Below are 23,683 nucleotides of genomic sequence, written 5' to 3' on the forward strand. Positions count from 1 at the left end.
CGCCCAGGCCGTGGTTCAGCTGAAACTTGAAGCCCACCCACTCATGGCTCGCGTTCCACAACACCACCGGCAGGAAGCACAGCAACCCAAGCCCCGCCGTCACCCACGCTCCCGCCGGCAGCCGCCGTGCCTTCAACGCCGCGACCATGAACGCCAGGCCCAGCAGCACGGACGGATACTTCGACAGCAGCGCGAGCCCACACGTCAGCCCCGCCAGCACCCACTTCTCGCGGTAGAGGGCCCACAACCCCAGCGCCCAGAACAGCAGCATGGGCGAATCCGGCGTGGCCCAGACTCCGGAGATGATGCCCACCGGCACCGCGCTCCATAGCGCCAGCGCGCGCCAGGCCGCGTCCCTGGACCGATACACGTCCAGCGCCAGCCCCCACACCGCCACGCCCGTCCCCAGCCCGCACAGGAGCGCCGTCCCCCGGATGCCCAGCGCGGCGATGAGCCACGCCACCATCGGCGGATGGTCGAAATATCCCCATGCGAGATGCCGGGCCCATTGCCAGTAATAGGTTTCGTCGAAGTAGACGTCCGTTCCCAGCGCCAGCGCGAGCCGCACCCCCACGCCCAGCCCCACCAGGACGAGGCACGTCTTCATTCCCGGGCCGGGGCTGGAGTGGGCGGACGCACGCACGCCCCCGGACAAAGCGCACCGGAGGGCCGTTGGCCAGCGGGGAGTGAGACCATTTCAGCTTGCCCCCGCGAACCCAGGCTCACAATGTGAAGGGCCGCGCAGCCGCAGCACACCGGGAGTACCCCATGGCAGACCATCCCCCCTCCGCTCATACCAACCGTCTGGCCCAGGAGCCGTCGCCGTACCTGCGCCAGCACGCCACGAATCCCGTGGACTGGTACCCCTGGGGGGACGAAGCCCTGGCCCGCGCTCGCGCGGAGAACAAGCCCATCCTGCTCTCCGTGGGCTACTCCGCGTGCCACTGGTGCCACGTCATGGCCCACGAGTCCTTCGAGCACCCGGACATCGCGCGCCTGATGAACGAGGGCTTCATCAACATCAAGGTCGACCGCGAGGAGCGCCCCGACCTGGATCAAATCTACCAGGGCGTCGTGCAGCTCATGGGGCAGGGCGGTGGCTGGCCCCTCACCGTGTTCCTCACTCCCGACCTGCGCCCGTTCTACGGCGGCACCTACTTTCCCCCCTCGGACCGCTACGGCCGGCCCGGCTTCCCGCGCCTGCTCACCGCGCTGCGCGACGCCTGGGAGAACAAGGCGGACGAAATCGAGGAGCAAGCCCGGCGCTTCCAGGAGGGCCTGGGCGAACTGTCCACCCACGGACTGGACGCCGCTCCCGCGCACCTGTCCGCGGAGGACATCGTCGCCATGGGCCAGTCCATGCTGAAACGCATGGATCCGGTGAACGGTGGCTTCGGCGGCGCCCCCAAGTTCCCCAACCCCATGAACGTGGCGCTGCTCCTGCGCGCGTGGCGGCGCGGCGGCGGCGAGCCCCTCAAGGCCGCGGTGTTCCGCACGCTGGAGCGTATGGCCCTGGGCGGCATCTACGACCAGCTGGGCGGCGGCTTCCACCGGTACTCCGTGGACGAGCGCTGGCTGGTGCCCCACTTCGAGAAGATGCTCTACGACAACGCCCAGCTCCTGCACCTGTACTCGGAGGCAGAGCAGGTGGAGTCACGACCGCTCTGGCGCAAGGTCGTGGAGGAGACCGTCGAGTACGTCCGCCGCGAGATGACCGACCCGGACGGCGGCTTCTACGCCACGCAGGACGCGGACAGCGAAGGCGAAGAGGGGAAGTTCTTCGTCTGGCATCCCGAGGAGGTCCGCGCGGCCCTGTCCGTGGGCCAGCAGTCGGACACGGTGCTGCGCCACTTCGGCATCAAGCCCGGAGGCAACTTCGAGCACGGCGCCACGGTGCTGGAGGTCGTCGTCCCCGTGGAGCAGCTCGCGAAGGAGCAGGGCCGTCCCGTGGAGGCGGTGGAGAAGGAGCTGGCGGAAGCGCGCCGTGTCCTCTTCCTCCTGCGCGAGCAGCGCGTGAAGCCGGGCCGCGACGACAAGATTCTGGCGGGCTGGAACGGGCTGATGATCCGCGGGCTCGCGCTGGCCTCGCGCGTGTTCAACCGTCCGGACTGGGCGAAGCTGGCGGCGGGCGCGGCGGACTTCGTGCTCGCGAAGATGTGGGATGGCAAGCGGCTGTTGCGCTCGTACCAGCATGGCCAGGGCCGCATCGACGGCTTCCTGGAGGACTACGGTGACTTCGCCTCCGGGCTCACCGCGCTCTACCAGGCCACCTTCGATGCGAAGTACCTGGACGCGGCGGATGCACTCGCGCACCGCGCGGTGGAGCTGTTCTGGGACGAGGAGAAGCAGGCGTACCTGTCCGCGCCCCGGGGACAGAAGGACCTGGTGGTGGCGGCCTTCTCCCTCTTCGACAACGCCTTCCCGTCAGGCGCGTCCACGCTGACGGAGGCGCAGGTGACGCTCTCCGCGCTCACCGGTGACGTGTGCCACCTGGACCAGCCGGAGCACTACGTGGCCAAGCTGCATGATCAGCTGGTGCGCAACCCCATGGGCTATGGCCACCTGGGGCTCGCCGCGGACTCGCTGGTGGACGGCGCGTCTGGCGTCACCTTCGCGGGGACTCGCGAGGCCGTGGCGCCGCTGCTGGCCGCCGCGAACCGCACCTACGCGCCGGTGTTCTCCTTCGGCTGGAACGACACGGGCTCCGCTCCGCCCGCGCGCCTCCAGGAACTCTTCGAGGGACGCGACCCGGTGGAAGGGAAGGGCGCCGCGTACCTCTGCCGCGGCTTCGTCTGCGAGCGGCCCGTCACCGAACAGGCCCTGCTCGCGGAGCGACTGGTGGCGGCCCCGGGCCACTGACGCGGCCACGGGGACGCGCGCCGCGACTACTTCACGTCCGTGACCTGGAGCGAACCGATGAGGGGCGTGATCTCCGCGTTCCCCTCGTAGCCCACATAGAAGTGCGTGGCGTCCGCGACGGGCTGGTTGAAGGTCGGATCCAACTGGGTCCACTCGCCCACGAAGGCCTCCACCCACTCGTGCCAGTACAGCGCGGGCACGCCGTCGGAGTTCACCATGTAGATGACGCCGTCCACGCGACGCGCGGGGATGCCGGACGCGCGCAGCATCGCCACCGTGAGCAGCGAGTGCTCCGTGCAGTCGCCCTTCTTCTGGCGTAACACGTCCGTGGCCCGGTCCGCGCTAGCGCCGTAGTCCTTCTGCAGGTTGCTGTACACCCACGCGGACAACATCCGCGCCGCCGTGTACGCGTCCTTCTCCTCGCGGATGATGCTCTTGGCCTGCGCCTTGATGGCCGGCGCATCCGCCTCCACCGCGAGCGTGGACTTGAGGTTCTCCCCCTTGTCGGGGTCCGCCACCGGCCGGGCCAGGCGGCCCTTGGGCGAAGGCGGCGCCGCCAGCAGCGTCACCTCCACGCGGCCGTCCGGCAGTCGCTGGTACTTCTGCCGGTACGTGTCCTGCTGGAACTTCTCCGGCAGGTTCTTCATCACCAGCTTCACCTGTCCGGGAATCTCGCGCGCCTTCGCGGGCAGCGGCTTGGGCAGCACCACGCGCGTGAGGCCGAACACCTCCACCAGGTCCATCCGCTTCGCCACGGACTCGGACTCGGCCCGCGCCTGCATCGTCTGGCCGAAGTCCACCCGCACCATCTTGCCGTCCGTCGTCAGGAAGGCCGCCACCGGCACCTTCTCCTTGTCCGACAGCGTGCTCACCCGCGACAGCTTCACCTTCACGCCGCCCAGCATCTGCTCCTCGGGCGCACCCACCGTGGTGACGGTGCGGTAGGTCTCCAGGTCCGTGCCATCTAGCGTCGAGCCCTCCACCTTCTGGCCACGCAGCAGCGCCACGCGCGCCTGGTCCGCGTCCTCCACCGTCTCCTTCGGCAGCGGCATGGGCTTGAGCACTTCATCCGGCTGCCCCGGGCGCTTGCGAACCACGCGCAAGGCGTCACCGGTCACCGTGCCCACCAGCTCGTTGTCCCCGCCGTCGCCCTTCTGCGTGACGGTGAAGGACAGGAGCTTGCCGCCCGGCTTCGCTTCGTAGACGCGCACCTCGCGGTGCACGCGCTCCGACACGCGCGTGCCCACCTGCGCCTTGAAGATGAGCTCGTTGATGCTCTGCGCCTTGTTGCCCGGCAGCACCGTCAGGTCGGTGAAGAACCAACCCACCTTCTTGTCCATCAGGTACAGGCCGAAGTACTCGCCGCCCTTGGGGCGCGGGGCCTTCAGCGCGTCGGAGAGCTCCTGGGCCTGCGGGGCCTGGGACGTCTTCGCCTGCGCCTTGGCCGCCGCGGCCTTCACCTGGTTCTTCAGTGCGGGGGCCTGGGCCCAGGCCGCGGAGGGCGCCCCTGTCAGCAGGGCGAGCAGGCTCAACAATCCCAGACGGGTGCGTCGCATCGGTCGGTTCATGGAAGGCATCTGCTCGCTCCTGATGGGGGACTACAGGCGCTTGGTCAGGATGATGAGGTCGTCACCCTGCTTGTAGAAGTCGCGCAGGCGCGCTTCCTCGCCGTACTTCATGGACGCGTAGAAGCCGCGTGTGGGGCCGTAGGCCTCCGTGGCGCTCGTCTCCACGCGGATGAGCCGCGCCTTGCGGCGGCGCAGGTCGCCCTCCATGGAGGACACCAGCTGCGCGCCAATGCCCTGGCCGCGGACTTCCGGCGCGGAGGCAATCCAATACAGGTCGAACGCGTGCTCCGTCATCGGCGTGGGGCCGTAGCAGCAGTAGCCCACCAGCCCGCCGCCGTCCTGCCCGCGGTCCGCCACGAGGATGGAGTAGTCCCGGTTGCCCGCGGTGAGCGCGGTGTCAACCAGCTCGATGGCGCAGTCCTGCTCCTCCTGCGAGAAGGTTTCGATTCGCCGGATCAACGCGGCGAGCGGTTCCCGGTCCTTTCTTTCGAGTGTGCGGATTTCCATGGGCTCTTTCGAGAGCGACCTCCACGAGTCGCGAGGCCAGGGTCGCGTAGTCCATGCCGGCGGCCTGCGCCGCCTTCGCGTACCCCGCGCCCGGGTGAAGGTCGCAGTTGGGGTTGATGTCGATGACGTACGGCACACCCTCGGGCGACACCCGAAGGTCCACGCGTCCATAGTCCTGGCAATCCAGCGCTGCAAATGCTTCCAACGCCGTCTGGATGCAACGCGCTTCCTGCACTGCGTCGAGCCGGCAGGGCCCCGTGGGCGAGTCCCGGTACTCCGGTGACTCCGCCTCCCACTTGGCCCGGTACGACACGATGTTCGGCCGGTCGTCGAACGCGCGACCGAAGTGGATCTCCGTGAGCGGCAGCGCCTGACGCGGGCTGTTGCCGAGCAGGGGCACGTAGATTTCCCGCCCCTGGATGAACTGCTCCACCAGCGCGGGCTGGTGGAAGGTGCGCAGCACGGACTCGCACGCCCGCACGAGCGCCGAGCGCTCCGTCACCACGGAGTCGAAGTCCATGCCCACGCTGGCGTCCTCGCGCGCGGGCTTCACGATGAGGGGCCACGGCAGGTCCACCGCCAATGCGTCCTCGCGCTTGCGCACCACGAAGGAGGCAGGGGTGGAGACGCCGTGGGCGCGCAGGATGTCCTTGGCCTTGGGCTTGTGCAGCGCCAGCCCCAGCGACAGGGCGGACGAGCCGGTGTACGGCAGGCCCAGCGCGTCCAGCAGGCAGGGGACGGCCATCTCTCCGCGGCTGTCCGCGGCCAGCGACTCGCAGAGGTTCACCACGAGGTCGGGCTGGAGGAAGCGCAGGGCCTCCACGAAGTCCAGCTTGTCTCCTTCGATGGCGAGCGGCTCGGCGACCACGCCGTCCCGGCTGAGCGCGTGGGCCAGGCTCTCGGCCACCCGGACCACGTCCTCGCGGGCTTCGCGCCCGGGGTCGTCCTCGAGGAGGTCGTGGTCACGATTGTGCAGCAGGATGATGTGCATTCGGAGTGCCCCGAGGGTTAGCACGTCCCCACGGACCTTCCCAGCCTGTGGCGTGGTGGCCGGTCGGTCCCTCACAGGGCTACCGCCTGCCAGGGTATGCGCTACGGTGGGTGGACCCGTCGGAGCGGAAACCGGCCACCCCCGGCTTCAGGTCCCGACAAGGACGACATGCGGATTCGCGACCCCATCCACGGCGTCATCCCGGTGAGCGACCCGGAGAAGGCCGTCATCGACAGTCGCTTCTACCAACGCCTTCGCTACGTCCGGCAGCTGGGCTTCGGGGACATGGCCTTCCCCGGCGCCACCCACACCCGCCATGCCCACTGCCTGGGCGCCATGTTCGTCGCCTCGCGCGTCTTCAACGCCGTGGCCAGCCGCTCCGACCTGCCGGACGATGTGCGTGAACATTTCTGCACCGCCGTGCGCCTGGCGGTCCTCTGCCACGACCTGGGGCACATGCCCCTGTCGCACGCCTCCGAGCGCATCGCGCCCCGGCGGTCGCTGCTGCGGCTGCCTGGTTGGCTGGACTCCGTGGCGGAAGGGGAGCAGGCGACCCACGAGGACTACACGGCGAAGCTGCTCCTGGACAGCTCGCTGACGGAGATCATCCAGAAGGAGTTCGGCTCGCGCGGCATCACCCCCATGGCGGCGGTGGCGCTGATTACGGGCGCGAAGCCTCCCAAGGATCCGGGCTTCACGTACAAGGGCGTGGACTGGACGCCGCTGTTGCGCGCCATCGTCTCCGGCGAGCTGGACGCGGACCGGATGGACTACCTGCTGCGCGACTCGTTCTACACGGGCGTGAACTACGGCCGGTATGACATGGATTGGATCGTCTCCAACCTGAACCCGGCGGTGAAGGACGGGCGCGCGGTGCTGGCCCTGTCGCGCGCGGCGGCGTTCGCGTTCGAGGACTTCCTGCTCAGCCGCTACCACATGTTCGTGTCGGTGTACCTGCACCACACGTCGGTGAACTTCGACCACATGCTGCGCCGGTACTACGAGGAGACGCCCGGCGAGTTCGAGATTCCCCACGACCCGGAGGCCTTCCTCCTCTGCGACGACGCGGCGCTCTGGTACACGCTGCGCCGTTCGAAGAACCGGTGGGCGGAGCGCATCAGCCGCCGCCAGGGCTTCAAGCTGCTGGCGCAGTTCACGGAGCGCGACACCGGCTACGACCTGGAGGTGCTCAACAGCGCGCTCACCAGCGGCGGCTTCGAGCACTACACCGTGCTGTCCAAGGGAGCGCTCAGCAAGTACGTGGGGTCCTCCGGGGCCGGCGGCAACCCGGGGTTGTTCATCCTGGATGTGTCCACGGGGCGGCTGACGGAGGTGGCGCGCTACACGCCGCTCTACCAGCGCTACAGTGGCGCGGTGCGACTGACGCGGCTCTACGTCCGGCCGGACCAGGCGGAGCGGGCGCGCGAGATGATGGGCCGGCTGCTCGGCCAGACGACGCAATCCTGAAGGACGACGGTGCAACCATGAGCGAGCCCCTTCCCGGCATGGGCCTCTTCGCGCCCCACACCCCCGTGGAGCCCCGGCCCTCCTCGGTGGTCATCCTCTACCGGCGCATGCACGCCAGCGTGGAGGTGTTCTGGGTGAAGCGCGAGCGAGCGCTCACCTTCGCGGGCGGCTTCTATGCCTTCCCCGGCGGCAAGCTGGACAAGGACGACCACGACGTCCCCGTGCAGGGTGCCCAGGGCGAAGAGGCCGCGCTGCGCTCCGCGGCGGCGCGCGAGCTGTTCGAGGAAGCGGGCGTGCTGGTGGCTGAAGGAGCGCGTGAGCTGTCTCCGGATGCGCTGGAGGAGGGGCGCGCGGGGCTGCTCGCGGGCACGGTGAAGTGGAGCGAGTGGCTGACGCGCCACACGCTGTCCCTGCGCGCGGAGGACCTCAAGCCCGCGGGACGCTGGGTGACGCCACCGGCCATCCCGGTGCGCTTCGACACGCGCTTCTACCTGGTGGAGCTGCCGGAGGGCTCGGCGGCGAGCATCATCCCGGGCGAGCTGACGGAGGGCGAGTGGATCCGCCCGGAGGACGCGCTGTCGCGCTGGAGCGACGGCACGGCGCTGCTGCATCCGCCCGCGCAGCACGCGTTGCAGGTGCTGTCGGAGTTCACGGACGAAGCGGACGCGCGCGCGAAGCTGAGCACGCCGCCGTACTGCCCGGGCTACGTGGCCCAGCGCATCGAGTTCCAGCGCGGCGTGCGCGTGGTGGCGCTGGAGACGCCCACGCTGCCTCCCGCGACGCACACCAACGCGTACGTGCTGGGCACGGGCGACCTGCTCATCGTGGACCCCGGCTCGTCGGACGTGAAGCAGTACGCGAAGCTGCTGTCGCTGGTGGCGGGCCTGAAGGCGGAGGGCGCTCGTCCGGTGGCGGTGGTGCTCACCCACCACCACGGCGACCACGTGGGCGGGGCGCTCGCGGTGAAGGAGCGGCTGGGCATTCCGCTCTGGTGCCATGCGCGCACGGCGGACCGGTTGGACTTCCCGGTGGAGCGGCTGCTCGAAGACGGCGAGGTGCTGAACCTGGACGGGCCGATGGTGCAGCGCTGGCACGTGCTGCACACGCCAGGGCACGCGCGCGGGCACCTGTGCCTGGTGGACTCGCGCAGCAAGGCGGCCATCGTGGGGGACATGGTGGCGAGCGTGGGCTCCATCGTCATCGACCCGCCAGAAGGCAACATGGTGGAGTACCTCACGCAGCTGAAGCGGCTGCGCGACTGGCCCGTCACCACGCTGTACCCCGCGCACGGGTCACCGGTGCCGGACGGCCCGGGCAAGCTGAACGAGTACCTGCGTCACCGCGCCCAGCGCGAGGCCCTCATCCTGGAGGCCGTGCCCGCGACGGGCGCGACGCTCGCGGAGGTGGTGGCCACGGCCTACGCGGACACGCCGCCCCTGCTGCATCCGGTGGCGGAGCGCAGCGCCCTGGCCTCGCTGGAGAAGCTGGTGGCGGAGGGCCGCGTGCGCGAAGAGTCCTTCACCTGGTTCCGCGTCGGGGTTTAGCTAGAAGCTGCCCATCAGGCCCAGGTGCGGGCCCTTGCTGCTGTAGGTGGCCACGGGCATCAGGCGCACGGCCGGAGCGGGGGCCGTCTGCATCGCGGCCTCCTGGCGCAGGGCGTTGGCGTGGGACAGCTCGAAGCCCGCGCTCGCGCCCACCACCGGCAGGATGAAGAGGGCGGCGTTGAGGGCCGGCGGTGCGTCCGTGCCTCCGCTGTTCACCAGCGTGAGCGCCAGGAACGTCGCGCCCCAGCCCACCATGCTCCCGGCCACCGTCGCGCCCACTCGGCCGCGCCCGCCCATGAACCGGCCGCCCGCGTACGTGCCCACCGGGATGCCGATGATGCCTCCCGCCGCGGCGCCCGCGACGGCCATCACCAGGCACTCGTCACAGCCCACCGTGGCGGACCCCAGCAGGTACCCAACCGAGCCCAGCACCGTCGCGCCCACGACGCCGCCCGCCGTGCCGCTCAGCACCTCCACCGCCACGCGCGGCACCGGGTCCTTCGCGGCGGGCGGCGCGGACTTCACGGAAGGCAGCGCCTGGGAGGGAACGGAGGTGCGCGTCGGGATCTCGTCACCCTGGGTGACGTCCGGCGGCGGAGGCACGTCCGCGTCCGGCGCGCCCACCAGCGGTGGGGGCGTGAGGCTCCCGGCGGGAGCCCGTGCCGGCTCGGCCGGGGTCTCCTGGGCAGAGGCCAGGCCCGACACGAGCAGCAGGGCGAGAAGTGTGGACAGACGTGTGCGCTTCACCAGGACTTGAGGCTACCGCAAGGGCTGCGTCGGCGTCGCGCTGTCACCGGAAGTGGGCGTCTCCTCGCGAGGGCGGCGGCGCAGGGCCCGGTAGACGAGCGGCGCCACGGCCAGCAGCGCCTGCGGCACCAATGACAGCGCATCCGGATACAGGCCCAGCATGTCCACGTAGATGAAGCGCACCGGCACCAGCGGCAGCGCGCCTACCTCCTGCAACGAGTGGATGCCCTTGCCCAGCAGCATCACCGCCGTCACCACCATCACCACCGTGGAGAGGTTGAAGAGCGTCTTCATGGGCAGCCGGTAGCCCATGCGGTTGATGAAGAGCACCAGCACCGCCAGGGCCACGATGCCGCCCACCACGCCCCAGACCACGCCCGCCGCGGAGTCCACCGCCAGGCCCTGGAGGAAGATGGCCGTCTCGAAGCTCTCACGCAGCACGGACGTGAACGCGATGACGAACAGGCCCACCGTGCTGCCCCGGCCCAGCGCGCCCTGCATCTTCTGGCGCAGCTCGCCCATGAAGTGGCTCACGTTGGCGCGCGCGTTGAGCCACAGCGCCGCGTACAGCAGCATGCCCACCGCCACCAGCGCGGTAATTCCCTCCAGCCACTCGCGCTGCGCGCCCGCCAGCAGCTTGCGGCCCACGATGTACGCGAGGGCACCCGCGATGAGCGCGGACACCCAGCCTGCGTGCACCACGCGCACCTGGTCCATGGCCTTCATCTTCTTCAGCGCGGCCAGCAGCGCCGTGACGATGATGGTCGCCTCGAAGCCTTCGCGCAGCAGGATGAGCAGCGTCAGCCATGCCACGGACAGCAAGTCCGTGGTGCTCCCGGTCGTCTTTCGCGCCTGGTCCAACAGCGACAGCAGCTCACGCCCCTCGTCCTGCAGGTGCGGGCTCTTGCGCTCCGCGGCGAGCCGCGCCTGCATGAAGGCCTCTTCCAGCTTCTGGGTGAGCTCCGGATCGCGCCCGCGCAGCTTGGGCTCCACCGGCTCCAGGCCGTTGAGGTACGCGTCCAGGAGCGCGTTCTTCGCGCCCACGTAGTCGCCCTCCGCGCCCATGCGCATCGCGTGGCCCACCGCCGCGCGCGCGTTGAGCAGCACCTTCTCCTCGTCCGCGTCCGGCATGTTCTGGCGCAGGCACGCCACCTTGTCCGCGCCGAACGTCTTCGCCAGCTCCGCGTCCGTGGACGTGGCCAGCCGCTCCAGCGACACGTTGGGCGGCTCGCCCTGGCACGGCGGCTGGCGCAGGGTGAAGACGAAGAAGGCCAGCGACCAGCGGTCGTCCTCGGTGAGCGTGGGGAAGGCCGGCATCGCCGTGCCGGGCACGCCGAAGCTGGTGGTGTTGAATGCCTTGTACGGCGTGAGCCCGTCCTCCATCAGCTCCGGGTCGTGGAAGTTCGCCGGCCGAGGCTCCATGTTGGCCGCGATGGCCACGTCCGCCTTGCCCTCCACGCCGTGGCACGCCGTGCAGTTGGCCTGGAAGAGCTTCTTGCCGTGCTCCAGGTCCGGCGCCACGCGAGGGCTGCGCGCCAGGCCACCCGCCAGCACCAGGCTCTCCACCAGCTCACCGCAGTCGCGGCTCACGCCCTCCGGGTCCTTCGCCTCGTTGACGCGCGCCTGGATGGCCTCCACGCGGGGCACGAACGTGGCCGCCGCCGGGCCCAGGTCCTTCGCCGCTGACAGTGCCTCCGCCGCGAAGCTCTTCTGCTCCGTCAGCTCGAACTCCGACTGCGACGACACCGCCGCCGGATAGTCCGCCTGGAGGTACTGGAGGATGCCCACCAGCCGGTGCCAGGTGCGCCCCTCGTCGGTAGCCGGAGCTTCAGCCCGGGCAGAAGAGGACAGCGCGAGCAGCAGGCACAACGTGAGGGAGGCGGCGTGTTTCACGGCCGTCTTCTACCAACCACGTCACGGGTGTTCAATTCTGCGAATCAAGATCAATTTATGAGACCCCCCTCAGGAACCGAGGGGGGCACTCGGGTCAACACCCGGGGTGTTCCCGGGGACGACTCAGCGCTAATCGAGCTCGCAGTACTGCGGGTACTGCCGGCACGGATAGCAGGCGCCGCCCGGGCCGAAGTAGCAGACCTCACCGGCGGGACAGATTCCGCTGTCCGGGCAGAGCCGCAGCTCCTGCTCCTGCGCCCCCAGCTCCGCGGCCGTGCCTTCCTCGATGGGGCCGCCACAGCCCGCCAGGCCCAGCGCCGCGAACAGCCCCAGTCCACGAATCAGACGACGACGCATGCACGCTCCTTCGGTGAGAGGAACCCGCACGGTAAGTCAGCCAGAGAACGCCAGGAATAAGGGCTAGCCCTGAAGCTCGTAGGTGAAGAAACCGAAGGGCAGGTCGCCCTCCGGGTGCCGTTCCTCCTCCTCCAACCTCCATCTGCCGAGGTCCACGGATGGGAAGAAGGCGTCGCCGGGGACGTCCCGTTCGATGCGGGTGAGGTAGATCCGCTGCCACAGCGCTTGCGTCTGCGCGTAGATGTCCGCGCCGCCCGCGATGAAGACCTCGCTGTCTCCGCGCGCATGCTCCAGGGCTTCGTCCACGGAGTGGGCCACGCGGACACCTGCCGGAGCGGCCCAGTCGCGCTGGCGGGTGAGGACCACGGTGGTTCGGCCGGGCAGGGGACGTCCGATGGAGTCGTACGTCTTGCGACCCATGACCAGGGTGTGGCCCATGGTGAGGCGCTTGAAGCGGGCCAGGTCCGGCGGCAGGCGCCAGGGCAGGGTGTTGCCCTGACCGATGACGCGGTTCGCTGCCATGGCGACGATGGCGGAGATGCGCGGGCTCATACGGCCACGGGCGCCTTGATGGCGGGGTGCGGGTCGTAGCCTTCCAGCGTGAAGTCCTCGTAGCGGAAGGCGAACAGGTCCTTCACGTCCGGGTTCAGGCGCATGCGCGGCAGGGGGCGCGGTTCGCGCTTCAGCTGCTCCTGCGCCTGCTCCACGTGGTTCAGGTACAGGTGCGCGTCACCGAGGGTGTGGATGAACTCGTGCGCGGTGAGCCCCGTGGCCTGCGCCACCATCATCGTGAGCAGCGAGTACGACGCGATGTTGAAGGGCAGCCCCAGGAAGATGTCCGCGCTGCGCTGGTAGAGCTGGCAGGAGAGCTTCCCGTCGGCCACGTAGAACTGGAACATCACGTGGCAGGGCGGCAGCTTCATGGAGGGCACGTCCGCCACGTTCCACGCGCTCACCAGGTGCCGGCGCGAGTCCGGGTTCTTCTTCAGCCCGTCCACCAGCTGCTGCATCTGATCCACGTGGCCGCCGTCCGGCGTGTTCCAGGAGCGCCACTGGTGTCCGTACACGGGGCCCAGGCTGCCGTCCGCGGTGGCCCACTCGTCCCAGATGGTGACTCCCACCTCCTGGAGCGAGCGCACGTTGGAGTCACCCCGGAGCATCCACAGGAGCTCATGGATGATGGACTTCACGTGGAGCTTCTTCGTCGTCACCAGGGGGAAACCCTGGGTGAGGTCGAAGCGGAGCTGGTGGCCGAAGAGGCTCAGCGTCCCCGTGCCGGTCCGGTCGCCCTTCTTCGTCCCATGCTTCAGGACGTGCTCCATCAGACTCAGGTAAGGCTGCATGGGCCCCTTTTTCCCTAGGTGGGCTCGGGCAGGCGAGCAAAATATCGGCCGCTGTCCACCCGCGCACGGCGTCACCGTGTCGCATCGTTAAACAAGGGCTGCCATGAAGATCTACACGAAGACCGGCGATGCGGGAGAGACGGGCCTCTTCGGCGGCGGCCGCGTTGCGAAGGACGACGCGCTGGTGGACGCCTACGGCGAGGTGGACGAACTCAACGCCACGCTGGGCCTTGCCCGCACGTTCCCGCTGCCGGCGGACCTGGAGCACTTCCTCCAGCGCATCCAGGACCAGCTCTTCACGGTGGGCGCGGTGCTGGCCACACCGCCGCACACCAAGGCGGCGGCCCACATCCCGGAGCTGCGCCCGGAGTGGGTGGAGGAGATGGAGCGCCACATCGACCGCTACGAGGAGGAGCTGCCGAAGATGACGCACTTCATCCTCCCGGGAGGCTCGTCCGCGGCCGCGGCGCTGCACCTGTCCCGCACGGTGTGCCGCCGCGCCGAGCGCCGGGTGGTGACGCTGCTTCGTGAGGACAAGGCCCCGCCCGCCGTGGCCATGTACCTGAACCGCCTGTCGGACCTGCTCTTCGTGGTGGCCCGGCTGGTGAACTTCCGCGCCGGCCTGCCGGACGTGAAGTGGATCCCCGAGAAGCCGACGAAGTAGCCGTGTACGCGACACAACTGCCCACTGCCCGGCTCCGGCAGCTCGCCCAGGACGTGGGCTTCGACCTCATCGGCTTCGCGCGCGCGGAGCCCATTCCGCCGTCGTCGCTGATGTCGTGGCTGGAGGCCGGCTACGACGCGGACATGGACTGGATGGGGTCTCGCGCGGAGGAGCGGCTCGACGTGTCGGTGCTCCTTCCGGGCGCGCGCACGGTGCTGTCCTTCGCGAACAACTACTGGCGGGACGATGAGCCCTCGCAGGGCTCGCCCATCGCGCGCTATGCGAGGGGCCGCGACTACCACTCCACGCTGCGCGACCGGATGAAGGCGTTCCGGAAGACCATCAACGCCTGGTACCCGGGGCTGGGCACCTACGGCGGCGTGGACAGCGGGCCGATGATGGAGAAGGTCTGGGCCGCTCGCGGCGGCCTGGGCTACGTGGGCAAGAACGGCTGTCTCATCACGGAGTCGCACGGCTCCTGGGTGTTGCTGGCCACGCTCATCCTGGACGCGGAAGTGGACGCGTACCCGGACGGACCGGTGGCGGACCGTTGCGGCTCCTGCCGGCGGTGTCTCATGGCGTGTCCCACGGGCGCGCTGGTGGGCAACCGGCAGGTGGATGCACGCGCGTGCCTGTCGTACCAGACCATCGAGAACCGCGACCGTGACGTGCCTGAGGCGTTCCGGCTCAAGTTCGACAACCTCATCTTCGGCTGCGACATCTGCCAGCAGGTGTGCCCGCTGAACCGCAAGCCGGTGTTCGCGGAAGACGAGCGCTTCGTGCCCCGCGCGGTGGCGTCGCTGGGCACGCTGGAGCTGGCGGCGCTGACACCCGAGCAATACAAGGAACTCATTCCAGGCACGGCGCTGGCGCGCGCGCGCTACGACGGTTTGAGGCGCAACGCTGTCTATGCACTCGGCGTCGCACGGCAGGTGCACGCCCGGCCGCTGCTCGAAAAACTCAGCGGCGACGACAGCGAGCTGGTACGCAGCGCCGCACGATGGGCGCTTCTGCAACTGGAGCCGTGACGCCGTCCTCCGCGACGCCGCCGCTCGGGCGGGTGTACGCGGCGCTGACGGTGCAGGTGCTGATCAGCGCGGGCACGTACCTGGCCGCCAAGCGGGCGATGACGGAGCTGTCGCCGTTCACGGTGGTGCTGTGGCGCTTCCTCGTCTGCGGCGTCGCGTTCGTGACGCTGCTCGCGGTGACGCCGGGTCCCAAGCTGCCGCCGCGCCATGCGTGGCCGCGCATCGTGTTGCTGGGGCTGATGGGCGGGCCGGTGAACCAGACGCTGTTCTTCTCCGGCTTGTCGCGCTCCACGGCGGCGCACGCGGCGCTGTTCTACGCGCTCACGCCGCTGGGCGTGTACGTGGCCAGCCTGGTGCTGGGCCGGGAGCGCGCGTCCACGCGGACGACGGCGGGCATCCTCACGGCGCTGGTGGGCGTGGTGGTGCTGCTGCTGGGCCGGGGACTCGCGAGCGCGAGGGGCACGCTGATGGGAGACCTGCTCATCCTCGCGGCGGTGGTGGCGTGGGTGGTCTACACGACGGAGGGAAAGCCCCTGGCCACGGAGCATGGGCCTCTGCGCGCGACGGCCTGGACGATGACGGTCGCCACGGTGTTGCAGCTGCCGCTCGCCCCGTTCGTGCTGGAACCCGAGGCGCTGTGGGCCTCCAGCGCCTCGGCGAAGGCCTCCATCGTCTACGTGGGGCTGATGACGTCGGTGGTGGCGTACCTGCTCTGGTCCTACGCGCTGTCGAAGGTGCCCGCGTCGCGCGTGGCCATCTTCTCGAACCTGCAGCCGGCGGTGACGGCGCTCGTCGCGTGGCTCTTCCTGGGTGAAGCGCTGCACTGGGAGCTGGCGCTGGGCGGTGTGCTGGTGCTCGTGGGCGTGCGGCTGACGCAGAGCGCGCCGGTGAAGGCCGCGCCGGTGGTGGTGCGCGCGGGCTGAAGGCGTTGACCCGTGAAGGGTGGCGGACGCACGCTGCCGTCCATGCTGCGTCCCGGAGAGGACTTGCTGAAGGTCGAGGACCGCCTGTGGCTGCTCACCGCGGTGACGGGGAAGGGCGTCTATGACTTCGCCTTCGACCGGTTCTTCGCGTGCCGTCGGCCGTACGTGCTGCCCGACGAGCCCATCGAAGTCGTTGCTCGCGCGGGGGCCTGGCCGGACTACGCGGAGCGCTACCGCGAGTTGGAGGCGCGGGGCGTGCGGCTGGTGCATTCACCAGAGCAGCACCTGCTCGCGACGGAGCTGCCGCACTGGTATCCGCTGTTGGAGGACCTGACGCCCCGGAGCCTCTGGTTCGACACGTCTCCGGATGCGCGCACGGTGGAGGAGCAGCTGGGCTGGCCGGTGTTCCTCAAGGGCGCGCGGCAGACGAGCCGCCATCGCAGGTCCCTCTCCATCATCGAGAGTCCGGAGGCCTTCCGTCAGGCAATGGAGGCCTACGCTCAGGACGACATCCTGCACTGGCAACAGGTGGTGTGCCGCGAGCTGCGGCCCCTGCGGCGCGTGGACGACACGCAGGGCGCGGACGCGCTGCCTCGCTCGTTCGAGTTCCGCACCTTCTGGTGGCGGCAGCAGCTGGTGGGCTTCGGGCCCTACTGGTGGCAGGGGACGCCGTACGCGCTGACGCCCGGAGAAGAGCGGGACGCGCTGGCACTCGCGGGTGAAGCGGCGCGCCGGGTCGCGCTCCCGTTCCTCGTCGTCGACGTGGCCCAGGAGGTGTCCGGCCGGTGGATCGTCATCGAATGCAATGACGGCCAGGAGAGCGGCTACGTGGGCGTGTCACCCTTCGCGCTCTGGCAGCGCGTCCTGGACCTGGAGCGCGAGCGCGCGGGCTGAAGCACGAAGCCCCCGAAGGCAGGATGCCTTGCGGAGGGCCTCTGGCTGCGTGCGGTGCGGGAGACGGCGTCAGTCGCCGTTGGGGTCCCACTCGGAGATGTCCTTCCGGGCGGGCTCCGCCGGAACGGTGGGACGCGGCGGCGCGATACGGGGCGGCGGCTCCTTCTTCGCCACCGGCGGAGGCGGAGGGGCGGGCGCGTCGTCGTCGTCCGAGCGGCTCGGCTGCGCGGGCTCGGCTACCACGGGCTTCGGCTCGGGCTTGCGCGGGGGCGGATCCGCGCGGGGCGGCGGCTCCGCGAAGGCGTCAATGTCCGGGGCCTCCGAGCGACGGGGCTCCGGGTCGGGCGCCACGGCCGGAGAAGGCGGGGGCGGCGTGCGCTCCGGCTCTCGGGCCTTCGCCGGGACGGCCGCCTGAGGCCGCCCGTTGTTCTTCGCGGGCTTCTCGTCCGACGCGCGGTAGCCCGTGCGCTCCGGGGGCGGCTCCGGCGGATCATCGTAGGAGTCGCGCACCGGTCGCGCGCGCGGCTGCTTGTTCTCTTCGTCGCCGAAAGGATCCTCCTCGCGGCGGCGGTCCTTCTCCTCGATTTCGCGCAGCTTGGCCGCTTCCGTCTTGCTCGTCCGGCGCTCGGGCGCGGCCTCCGGTGCGTCCGGCGCCCGGTTGTTCACCGCGTTGAACTGGCGGGTGCACTGGTTGCGCGTCGTCAGGCAGCCGTCGAAACAGCGCGTCAGCTTCTTGAGGGCGGCGCCGTTGCCGCCGTACTCGATGGTGCAGTCCTCCTTGCACATGGTGGCGTCCTCCTCGCATCCGGGCGGGACGGGACCGGCCAGGGCAGGGGTTCCAAACAGGAAGCTGAGGACGACGAGGCGCGGAAGAAGACGCATGGCAAATGTGAAAGCTACCAGTCTTCCGAGCTTCCTGGGCGAGCCCCCCGCGATATCGTCAGGCCTACGCCCGGCGACCGGGCGAGAGGAGACGCATGGCGGCGGTCAAGGTGGGCATCATCGGGGGCCAGGCCCTCTACCAGGCCCTGGGACTCCAGGGGCGCGGCGAACACCTCTCCGTGGAGACGCCCTTCGGGCCCCACAGCGCCCCACTCATCGCCACGGAGCTGGACGGCGTCCCCATCCTCTTCGTCTTCCGCCACGGCCAGGGCCACGTCCACAACGCCACCCGCGCCCCCTACCGCGCCAACCTCTTCGCCCTGAAGACGCTCGGCGTCACCCACGTCCTCGCCACCGGCACCGTGGGCAGCCTTCGTGACTCCATCCAGCCGCTGCACCTGGCCCTGCCGGATCAGGTCATCGACCGGACCTACCGCCGCCCCTGCACGTTCTACGACGACGTCGCAGTGCACGTGGAGCTGGCCCAGCCCTTCTGCGCCACCCTGCGCCAGACGCTCATCGACGCGGCCCCCAAGAGCGATACGACGAGCGACACGGAGGTGCACTCCTCCGCCACCTACGTCTGCATCGAGGGCCCCTCCTTGAGCACCCAGGCGGAGAGCCAGCTGTACCGCACGTGGGGCGGGGACCTGGTGGGGCTCACCGCCATGCCGGAGGCGCGGCTCGCCCGCGAGGCGGAGCTGCACTACGCCCTCATCGCGCTGCCCACCGACCACGACTCCTGGCGCTCGCAGCCCGTGGGCCAGGAGCCCGAAGCGCTCCTGCCGCAGTTCACCCAGCGGCTGGACGCCGTCACCGCCCACGGCGCCGCGCTCCTGCGCCGCGCGCTGCCCCGCATCGCGAGCACGCCCACCACCTGCCGCTGCGCCAGCGCGCTCGCGCTGGCCATCTTCACCGACCGCACCCGCATCCCCGCGGACGTGAAGAGCCGCCTGCGCCCGCTGCTGGGCCGCTACCTGCCCTCCGGGCTCGTCTAGCGTTCAACACCCGGCACGTCGCCAGCGCCTCCGACCGCGAGCGCTCGTCCGGCTGCCTGCTGCCGAATGCCCGGACCGACCCCACATTGGCTCCCCACAGACCCGGAGGGGGAAGCACATGGGGCTGCCACGGCTCAAGTACCTGACGTGGAGGGAGTTCGCGCGTCGCTTCTGGAAGGAGATTGAAGAGGACACCGTCACCGACGTGGCGGCGCAGCTGTCCTACTACTTCATCTTCTCCCTGTTCCCCTTCCTGTTCTTCCTCGTCACTCTGGTGGCGTACATGCCGTTCGCGCCCGGCGCCGTGGACGCGATGATGGAGCGCATCCGCCCGCTGGTGCCCGGCGACGCGCTGGGCGTGGTGAGCCAGCACCTGACCTCCATCGTCGGGGAGACGCGCCCCAGGTTGCTCACCGTGGGTCTCGTCGTGGCGCTGTGGACGGCGTCGCGCGGCGTGGATGCCCTGCGCAAGGCGCTCAACCTGGCCTACGACGTATCGGAGTCCCGGCCCTACTGGAAGACGCAGGGCCTGGCGCTGATGGTGACGCTGATGGGCGGCCTGCTGATTCCCCTGTCCTTCGCCATCCTGCTCCTGGGAGGGCGCGTGGGGGCGTGGGCGGCGGACAAGCTGGCGCTCATCGACGAGTTCCACCTCGTCTGGTCCTGGCTGCGCTGGCCCTTCACCGCGGCGCTGGTGATGCTGATGCTGTCGCTCTGTTACTACCTGCTGCCGGATGTGAAGCAGCGCTTCAAGTACATCACCCCGGGCTCCGTGCTTGGCACGCTGGCGTGGCTGGGCAGCACCTGGGGCTTCACCCAGTACGTGGAGCACTTCGGCAAGTACGACGTCACCTACGGCTCCATCGGTGGCGTGGTGGTGCTGCTGCTGTGGCTCTACATCTCCGGGCTCATCTTCATCCTCGGAGGGGAGCTCAACGCCATCCTCGAACACGCCTCCGCGCAGGGGAAGGCCAAGGGCGCGAGGGACTTCGGCCAGCCCGCGCCCCTGGAGCCGCCCCTCAAGACGCCCGGCGCGGCCAAGAGCGCCGCCAGCGCCCGGAAGACGCGGCTCGCGCTGTTCAAGCGCAAGCGCCGCGTGGCGGAGGGCAAGGATCCGGAGCCCCCGGGGCTCGAGCAGGACGGGAGTGACAACCCGTCCGTGCACTGAGAGCGCCGGGGACCGGAAAAGGGGTGACTACTGCTTGGGCAGCTTCGCCTGGATGGCCGTCAGCCCGCCCGCGGTGTTGCGGTCACCCTTGAGGCCCTGCTGCGCGATGATCTTCCGCAGGTGCGCGATGCGGTCCTCGTTGGTGGGGTGCGTGGACAGCCACTTGAGCACGCCCGGCGTGGAGCCCTGCTCCTTCTGGAGCTTCTGGAAGAAGGTGATGAGGCCGTTGGGGTCGAAGCCCGCGGCGGAGGAGTACTTCGCGCCGTACTCGTCCGCTTCCGTCTCCTCGCTGCGGCCGTGCGCCAGCTGCAGTCCGCCGCCCGCCAGCTGCGCGGCGATCTGCGCGGCCGTGCCCGGGTTCTGGCCCAGCGCCACCTGGGTGATGGCCTGCAGGCCGTAGGCGTTCACCATGGCGCGCGCGGAGTGACGGCCCACCACGTGGCCCGCCTCGTGCGCCATCACGCCCGCCAGCTCCGCCTCCGTGTCCGCCGCGAGCAGCAGGCCCGTGTACACGTAGAGGAAGCCGCCCGGCGTGGCGAAGGCGTTGACCGTCTTCGGGTCATTGATGACGTTGACCTTCCACTTCACCCCGGAGCGGTCCTTGTTGGCCTGCGCGAGGATGGGCCCGGAGATGCCGCGGACGTACTCCAGCACCTGCGGGTCCTCCACGTATTTGATGTTCTCCTTCGTCTCCAGCTCCTTCTTCACCTGGAGGCCGAGCTGGTTCTCCTGCTCGTCGGAGATGAGGACACTGGCAATCGCCTTCTCCGCGCCCACGCGCTGCTTGGCGCAGCCCGTGGAGAGGCCCGAGGCCAGGGTGAGGGTCAGGAGTGCGGTGACCATCCGTTGCATGGGCGAGTCGTCCTTCTCTTGGGGGTTGGAGGCCTTCGCGGCCCGTCGTAGCCGTGCCGCCACGTTCCGGGCAAGCACCTTCCCGGCGCGCCATCCACCGGGGGACATGCACCGGAGACAGTCCGGTGGTATGCCCCGGCGCCTGGATGCCTGAACTACCGGAAGTGGAGATCGCCCGGCGCAACCTGGAGCGCTGGTTCAAGGGCCACCGCATCGTGCGCGCGGAAGCGGACCCCACCCGCGTCTTCCGGGGGGCGGAGCTGCCCCACTTCACCCGGCTCACCGGACGCGTCACCGCCCTGGAACGCAAGGGGAAGTACCTGCTGCTCAGCCTGGAGGGCGGCCACGGCCTGATGGCCCACCTGGGCATGACGGGCAAGTTCGTGCGCCGGAAGGAAGGCGAGCCCGTCCCCCACAGCCGCGCCCGCTTCCACCTGGATGACGGCCACGTGGTCCACTTCAGTGATCCACGCCTCTTTGGCCGCATGGAGCCCGTGCCCGCGAAGGAGTTGTGGGAGCTGCCCTCGGTGAAGGCCCTGGGGAGAGACCCCCTGACGGAAGGGCTCACCGGCCCCCAGCTCCAGGAGGCGGTGGGGGACTCCAAGCAGGACTTGAAGGTGGCGCTGATGGACCAGGGCCGCGTGGCGGGCCTGGGCAACATCCACGCCGCGGAGGCGCTCTTCCGCGCGGGGCTGCACCCGGCGCGCAAGCCCGGCACCCTCACGCCTGACGACTGGAAGCACCTGGCCAAGGCCATCCACGCCGCGTTCGACTTCGCCTTCAAGGAGCAGGAAGGCGAGGACATCACCTACCTAGAGGAGGCGGGCTCCGTGAACCGCTTCCGCGTCTACGGACGGGCGAACGGGCCGTGCTCGAAGTGCGGAACGACGGTGGAGTCCTTCACCCAGGGTGGGCGCACCACGCATTTCTGTCCGAAATGTCAGCCGCTCTCCATGGTTGCTGTCCGCGCGTCCCGGAAGGGGACGGCGGCGGGGAAGGGGCCGGCTTCCGCCGTCATCGGCCCGAAACCCCGATCCCGTAGACGTTGACACCCCAGGGGGGCATGGCTTGAATCGCCCGCCCTTTACACCCGGCCGCGTCATGTCGCGGCCCCGGAGACCGTTGACCATGTCTCACGTCCTGCTGGCGGCGCTGCTCGTCGCCTCGTCCACGGCCACCGCGCAGACGCCGGTGCCCGATGGTGGCACCACGCCTTCGGCACCCCAGGAGTCGGCTCCCGCCGCGGCTCCCGCGGCTCCGGCCGCCGTTTCCCCCGCCCCCACCACGGAGGGCTCCGTCAGCCGCGAGGAGTTGGAGCAGCGCCTGGAGGCCACGCGTCAGGAGCTGCGCGAGGACATCCGCGCGCAGACGGCCACCCAGGCCGTGGCCAACAACGACTGGCAGGAGGAGTGGACGGAGGAGAAGCGCAAGCTGGAGCTGTTCACGCTGGACGGCTACCTGCGCGTCCGCCCCGTGCTCTTCTACAAGTTCGACCTGGGCAAGCCCGCGCTGCCCTCCGGCACGCCCCTGGGCCGCCAGCTGTGGACGCGCTCGCCGCGCTCCGCCTCCGAGCAGACCCAGGCGGGCGCCAACATGCGCTTCCGCCTGGACCCGTCCTTCAACGTCTCCGAGGACGTGCGCATCAAGGCGCAGGTGGACGCGCTGGACAACGTCCTCCTGGGCTCCAACCCGGACAGCGCCTACAGCGGGGATGGGCGCAACAACTTCACGCTCTTCTCTGAGAACGAGTCCCCGTCCAACTCCGCCGTCAACGCGTTCAAGGACTCCGTCATCGTGCGGCGCGCGTACGGTGAGGTGACGACGCCGGTGGGCATCCTGCGCTTCGGCCGCATGGGCAGCCACTGGGGCCTGGGCATGCTGCGCAACGACGGCAACTGCCTGGACTGCGACTACGGCGACACGGTGGACCGCATCCAGTTCGTCACGGAGCCGTTCGCCGGCTGGTACGTGACGCCCATGCTGGACTTCAACTCGGAGGGCCTGTCCACGGAGAAGGCCAACACCCTGGGCGAGCCGGTGGACCTCACCCAGTCCGACGACGCGCACAGCCTGGTGCTGGCCATCGCGCGGCGCGACACCGAGCAGCAGCAGAAGGCCAAGCTGGACAACAACCAGGGCGTCCTCAACTACGGCCTGTACTTCACCTACCGCACGCAGCGGTACTCCACCCTGTCGGAGACGGGCGTCCCGTTCGACGTGGCGAACCCCTCCAACCCGATCACCGTCACCACGCCGGCGTTCGTCCCGCGCGGCGGCACGCTCTACATCCCGGACCTGTGGTTCAAGTACGAGGAGAAGAAGTTCCGCATCGAGGCCGAGTTCGCCGCGCAGCTGGGCTCCATCGACGGGCGCGCCCTCACGGCCAACGACCCCACCACCCAGTCGCTGCGCATCGCGCAGTTCGGCGGCGTGCTCCAGACGGAGTTCCACGTCATCGAGAACAAGCTGCACCTGGGCATCGAGATGGGCTTCGCCTCCGGTGACAGGGCGCCGGGCTTCGGCAACTACCCGGGCCGTCAGGGCTCGGGCTCGGATGGCAACACCGCGCCGGGCGACGTGGAGGGCCGTCAGTACAGCTGCGACAACGGCGGCTGCAGCGACAACGCCATCCGCAACTTCCGCTTCAACCGCGACTACCGCGTGGACGTCATCCTGTGGCGGTCCATCCTCAATGGCGTCACCGACGCGTTCTACGTGAAGCCGGGCCTCAAGTACTCCATCGCGGAGGGCTTCGACGTCTACGGCAGCGTCATCTACTCGCAGGCGTTCTACGCGGAGTCGACGCCGTCCTACATCAGCAAGAGCCTGGGCCTGGAGGCGGACATCGGCGCGCGCTACATCACCGAGGACGGCTTCGTGGCGGGCATCGACTACGGCATCCTCTTCCCGCTGGACGGCCTCAAGGACCTGAACCTGCCGGGCCAGGAGCTCAGCACCGCGCACGCCATCCGCGGCATGCTGGCCATCCGGTTCTAGC

The 23,683-nt window shown here is 69.8% G+C and carries 22 protein-coding genes; 11 read left to right on the plus strand and 11 right to left on the minus strand.

The features are described 5' to 3' along the window. The coding region (locus D7V77_RS16500; RefSeq protein ID WP_147452078.1) for a glycosyltransferase family 39 protein at positions 1–607 on the minus strand (607 nt) is incomplete at its 3' end. A gap of 161 nt (positions 608–768) precedes the next feature. On the opposite strand from D7V77_RS16500, the gene D7V77_RS16505 reads away from it, so the two are divergent. Then, positions 769–2,859 carry a thioredoxin domain-containing protein gene (locus D7V77_RS16505; protein WP_120577249.1) on the plus strand — a complete coding sequence of 697 codons (2,091 nt, stop codon included), beginning with the start codon at positions 769–771 and terminating at the stop codon, positions 2,857–2,859. Between the two features lie 26 nt (positions 2,860–2,885). On the opposite strand, the gene D7V77_RS16510 is transcribed toward D7V77_RS16505, so the two are convergent. Genes D7V77_RS16510 through D7V77_RS16520 form a run of 3 tightly spaced genes read right to left on the minus strand, consistent with a single transcriptional unit; the run spans position 2,886 to position 5,925 of the window. Then, complete coding sequence (locus D7V77_RS16510; RefSeq protein ID WP_233597041.1) at positions 2,886–4,415, minus strand: transglutaminase family protein; 1,530 nt, start codon at positions 4,413–4,415, stop codon at positions 2,886–2,888. 42 nt (positions 4,416–4,457) lie between these two features. Then, positions 4,458–4,886, minus strand: coding sequence for a GNAT family N-acetyltransferase (locus D7V77_RS16515; RefSeq protein WP_233597048.1), 429 nt, complete (start codon positions 4,884–4,886; stop codon positions 4,458–4,460). Further along, complete coding sequence (locus D7V77_RS16520; protein WP_120577251.1) at positions 4,825–5,925, minus strand: ATP-grasp domain-containing protein; 1,101 nt, start codon at positions 5,923–5,925, stop codon at positions 4,825–4,827. Before D7V77_RS16520 ends, D7V77_RS16515 begins: the two co-directional genes overlap by 62 nt. Positions 5,926–6,093: 168 nt before the next feature. Between D7V77_RS16520 and D7V77_RS16525 the strand changes: the two genes are divergently transcribed. Together D7V77_RS16525 and D7V77_RS16530 are read left to right on the plus strand one after the other, a co-directional pair. Further along, on the plus strand, positions 6,094–7,392 hold the full coding sequence (locus D7V77_RS16525; RefSeq protein ID WP_120577252.1) for an HD domain-containing protein: 1,299 nt from the start codon (positions 6,094–6,096) through the stop codon (positions 7,390–7,392). Between the two features lie 17 nt (positions 7,393–7,409). Beyond that, a complete protein-coding gene (locus tag D7V77_RS16530) occupies positions 7,410–8,936 on the plus strand; it encodes an MBL fold metallo-hydrolase (protein WP_120577253.1) in 1,527 nt (508 codons plus the stop codon). On the opposite strand, the gene D7V77_RS16535 is transcribed toward D7V77_RS16530, so the two are convergent. The 5 genes from D7V77_RS16535 to D7V77_RS16555 all read right to left on the minus strand — a co-directional run bounded on the left by D7V77_RS16535 (position 8,937) and on the right by D7V77_RS16555 (position 13,276). Then, positions 8,937–9,683 (minus strand): GlsB/YeaQ/YmgE family stress response membrane protein, encoded by a 747-nt coding sequence (locus D7V77_RS16535; protein ID WP_147452079.1) that lies wholly within the window; start codon positions 9,681–9,683, stop codon positions 8,937–8,939. Between the two features lie 12 nt (positions 9,684–9,695). Then, positions 9,696–11,576 (minus strand): FTR1 family protein, encoded by a 1,881-nt coding sequence (locus D7V77_RS16540; RefSeq protein ID WP_120577255.1) that lies wholly within the window; start codon positions 11,574–11,576, stop codon positions 9,696–9,698. Between the two features lie 129 nt (positions 11,577–11,705). Next, positions 11,706–11,933, minus strand: coding sequence for a hypothetical protein (locus tag D7V77_RS16545; protein WP_120577256.1), 228 nt, complete (start codon positions 11,931–11,933; stop codon positions 11,706–11,708). 63 nt (positions 11,934–11,996) lie between these two features. After that, positions 11,997–12,485, minus strand: coding sequence for a dihydrofolate reductase (locus D7V77_RS16550; RefSeq protein ID WP_120577257.1), 489 nt, complete (start codon positions 12,483–12,485; stop codon positions 11,997–11,999). Further along, positions 12,482–13,276, minus strand: a complete 795-nt coding sequence (locus tag D7V77_RS16555) for a thymidylate synthase (RefSeq protein WP_120577258.1) — start codon at positions 13,274–13,276, stop codon at positions 12,482–12,484. The genes D7V77_RS16550 and D7V77_RS16555 overlap by 4 nt, the downstream gene beginning before the upstream one ends. Positions 13,277–13,379: 103 nt before the next feature. On the opposite strand from D7V77_RS16555, the gene D7V77_RS16560 reads away from it, so the two are divergent. From D7V77_RS16560 to D7V77_RS16575, 4 genes are read left to right on the plus strand one after another with little or no spacing between them, the layout of a single operon-like run. Next, positions 13,380–13,940, plus strand: coding sequence for a cob(I)yrinic acid a,c-diamide adenosyltransferase (locus D7V77_RS16560; RefSeq protein ID WP_120577259.1), 561 nt, complete (start codon positions 13,380–13,382; stop codon positions 13,938–13,940). Between the two features lie 2 nt (positions 13,941–13,942). Continuing rightward, complete coding sequence (queG, locus tag D7V77_RS16565) at positions 13,943–14,968, plus strand: tRNA epoxyqueuosine(34) reductase QueG (protein WP_120577260.1); 1,026 nt, start codon at positions 13,943–13,945, stop codon at positions 14,966–14,968. Beyond that, complete coding sequence (locus D7V77_RS16570) at positions 14,941–15,891, plus strand: DMT family transporter (protein WP_120577261.1); 951 nt, start codon at positions 14,941–14,943, stop codon at positions 15,889–15,891. Before queG ends, D7V77_RS16570 begins: the two co-directional genes overlap by 28 nt. A gap of 12 nt (positions 15,892–15,903) precedes the next feature. Further along, positions 15,904–16,785: an ATP-grasp domain-containing protein gene (locus D7V77_RS16575; RefSeq protein ID WP_233597053.1), complete on the plus strand. Its 882-nt coding sequence runs from the start codon at positions 15,904–15,906 to the stop codon at positions 16,783–16,785. 69 nt (positions 16,786–16,854) lie between these two features. On the opposite strand, the gene D7V77_RS16580 is transcribed toward D7V77_RS16575, so the two are convergent. Continuing rightward, a complete protein-coding gene (locus D7V77_RS16580) occupies positions 16,855–17,571 on the minus strand; it encodes a hypothetical protein (protein ID WP_120577262.1) in 717 nt (238 codons plus the stop codon). Positions 17,572–17,762: 191 nt separating this feature from the next. On the opposite strand from D7V77_RS16580, the gene D7V77_RS16585 reads away from it, so the two are divergent. After that, positions 17,763–18,665, plus strand: a complete 903-nt coding sequence (locus tag D7V77_RS16585) for an MTAP family purine nucleoside phosphorylase (protein WP_120577263.1) — start codon at positions 17,763–17,765, stop codon at positions 18,663–18,665. Positions 18,666–18,783: 118 nt separating this feature from the next. Next, a complete protein-coding gene (locus D7V77_RS16590; RefSeq protein WP_120577264.1) occupies positions 18,784–19,833 on the plus strand; it encodes a YihY/virulence factor BrkB family protein in 1,050 nt (349 codons plus the stop codon). A gap of 27 nt (positions 19,834–19,860) precedes the next feature. On the opposite strand, the gene D7V77_RS16595 is transcribed toward D7V77_RS16590, so the two are convergent. Then, positions 19,861–20,685, minus strand: coding sequence for a M48 family metallopeptidase (locus D7V77_RS16595; protein WP_120577265.1), 825 nt, complete (start codon positions 20,683–20,685; stop codon positions 19,861–19,863). A 146-nt stretch (positions 20,686–20,831) separates the two neighbouring features. Here D7V77_RS16595 and mutM point away from each other — a divergent pair, with 146 nt between their 5' ends. Further along, on the plus strand, positions 20,832–21,734 hold the full coding sequence (gene mutM, locus D7V77_RS16600) for a bifunctional DNA-formamidopyrimidine glycosylase/DNA-(apurinic or apyrimidinic site) lyase (RefSeq protein WP_120577266.1): 903 nt from the start codon (positions 20,832–20,834) through the stop codon (positions 21,732–21,734). Positions 21,735–21,813: 79 nt separating this feature from the next. Next, complete coding sequence (locus tag D7V77_RS16605) at positions 21,814–23,682, plus strand: TIGR04551 family protein (RefSeq protein WP_233597059.1); 1,869 nt, start codon at positions 21,814–21,816, stop codon at positions 23,680–23,682. The last annotated feature ends 1 nt before the right edge of the window (position 23,683 follow it).

It is taken from the genome of Corallococcus sp. CA041A, assembly GCF_003612075.1.
Taxonomy (GTDB): domain Bacteria; phylum Myxococcota; class Myxococcia; order Myxococcales; family Myxococcaceae; genus Corallococcus; species Corallococcus exiguus.

Coding starts and splice junctions, on each gene's coding strand:
- D7V77_RS16585 (WP_120577263.1), top strand. CDS start 17,763: ATGGCGGCGGTCAAGGTGGGCATCATCGGGGGCCAGGCCCTCTACCAG.
- D7V77_RS16595 (WP_120577265.1), bottom strand. CDS start 20,685: ATGCAACGGATGGTCACCGCACTCCTGACCCTCACCCTGGCCTCGGGC.
- D7V77_RS16570 (WP_120577261.1), top strand. CDS start 14,941: ATGGGCGCTTCTGCAACTGGAGCCGTGACGCCGTCCTCCGCGACGCCG.
- D7V77_RS16560 (WP_120577259.1), top strand. CDS start 13,380: ATGAAGATCTACACGAAGACCGGCGATGCGGGAGAGACGGGCCTCTTC.
- D7V77_RS16590 (WP_120577264.1), top strand. CDS start 18,784: ATGGGGCTGCCACGGCTCAAGTACCTGACGTGGAGGGAGTTCGCGCGT.
- D7V77_RS16605 (WP_233597059.1), top strand. CDS start 21,814: ATGTCTCACGTCCTGCTGGCGGCGCTGCTCGTCGCCTCGTCCACGGCC.
- D7V77_RS16525 (WP_120577252.1), top strand. CDS start 6,094: ATGCGGATTCGCGACCCCATCCACGGCGTCATCCCGGTGAGCGACCCG.
- D7V77_RS16505 (WP_120577249.1), top strand. CDS start 769: ATGGCAGACCATCCCCCCTCCGCTCATACCAACCGTCTGGCCCAGGAG.
- D7V77_RS16545 (WP_120577256.1), bottom strand. CDS start 11,933: ATGCGTCGTCGTCTGATTCGTGGACTGGGGCTGTTCGCGGCGCTGGGC.
- D7V77_RS16510 (WP_233597041.1), bottom strand. CDS start 4,415: ATGCGACGCACCCGTCTGGGATTGTTGAGCCTGCTCGCCCTGCTGACA.
- D7V77_RS16530 (WP_120577253.1), top strand. CDS start 7,410: ATGAGCGAGCCCCTTCCCGGCATGGGCCTCTTCGCGCCCCACACCCCC.
- mutM (WP_120577266.1), top strand. CDS start 20,832: ATGCCTGAACTACCGGAAGTGGAGATCGCCCGGCGCAACCTGGAGCGC.
- D7V77_RS16580 (WP_120577262.1), bottom strand. CDS start 17,571: ATGTGCAAGGAGGACTGCACCATCGAGTACGGCGGCAACGGCGCCGCC.
- D7V77_RS16550 (WP_120577257.1), bottom strand. CDS start 12,485: ATGAGCCCGCGCATCTCCGCCATCGTCGCCATGGCAGCGAACCGCGTC.
- D7V77_RS16520 (WP_120577251.1), bottom strand. CDS start 5,925: ATGCACATCATCCTGCTGCACAATCGTGACCACGACCTCCTCGAGGAC.
- D7V77_RS16555 (WP_120577258.1), bottom strand. CDS start 13,276: ATGCAGCCTTACCTGAGTCTGATGGAGCACGTCCTGAAGCATGGGACG.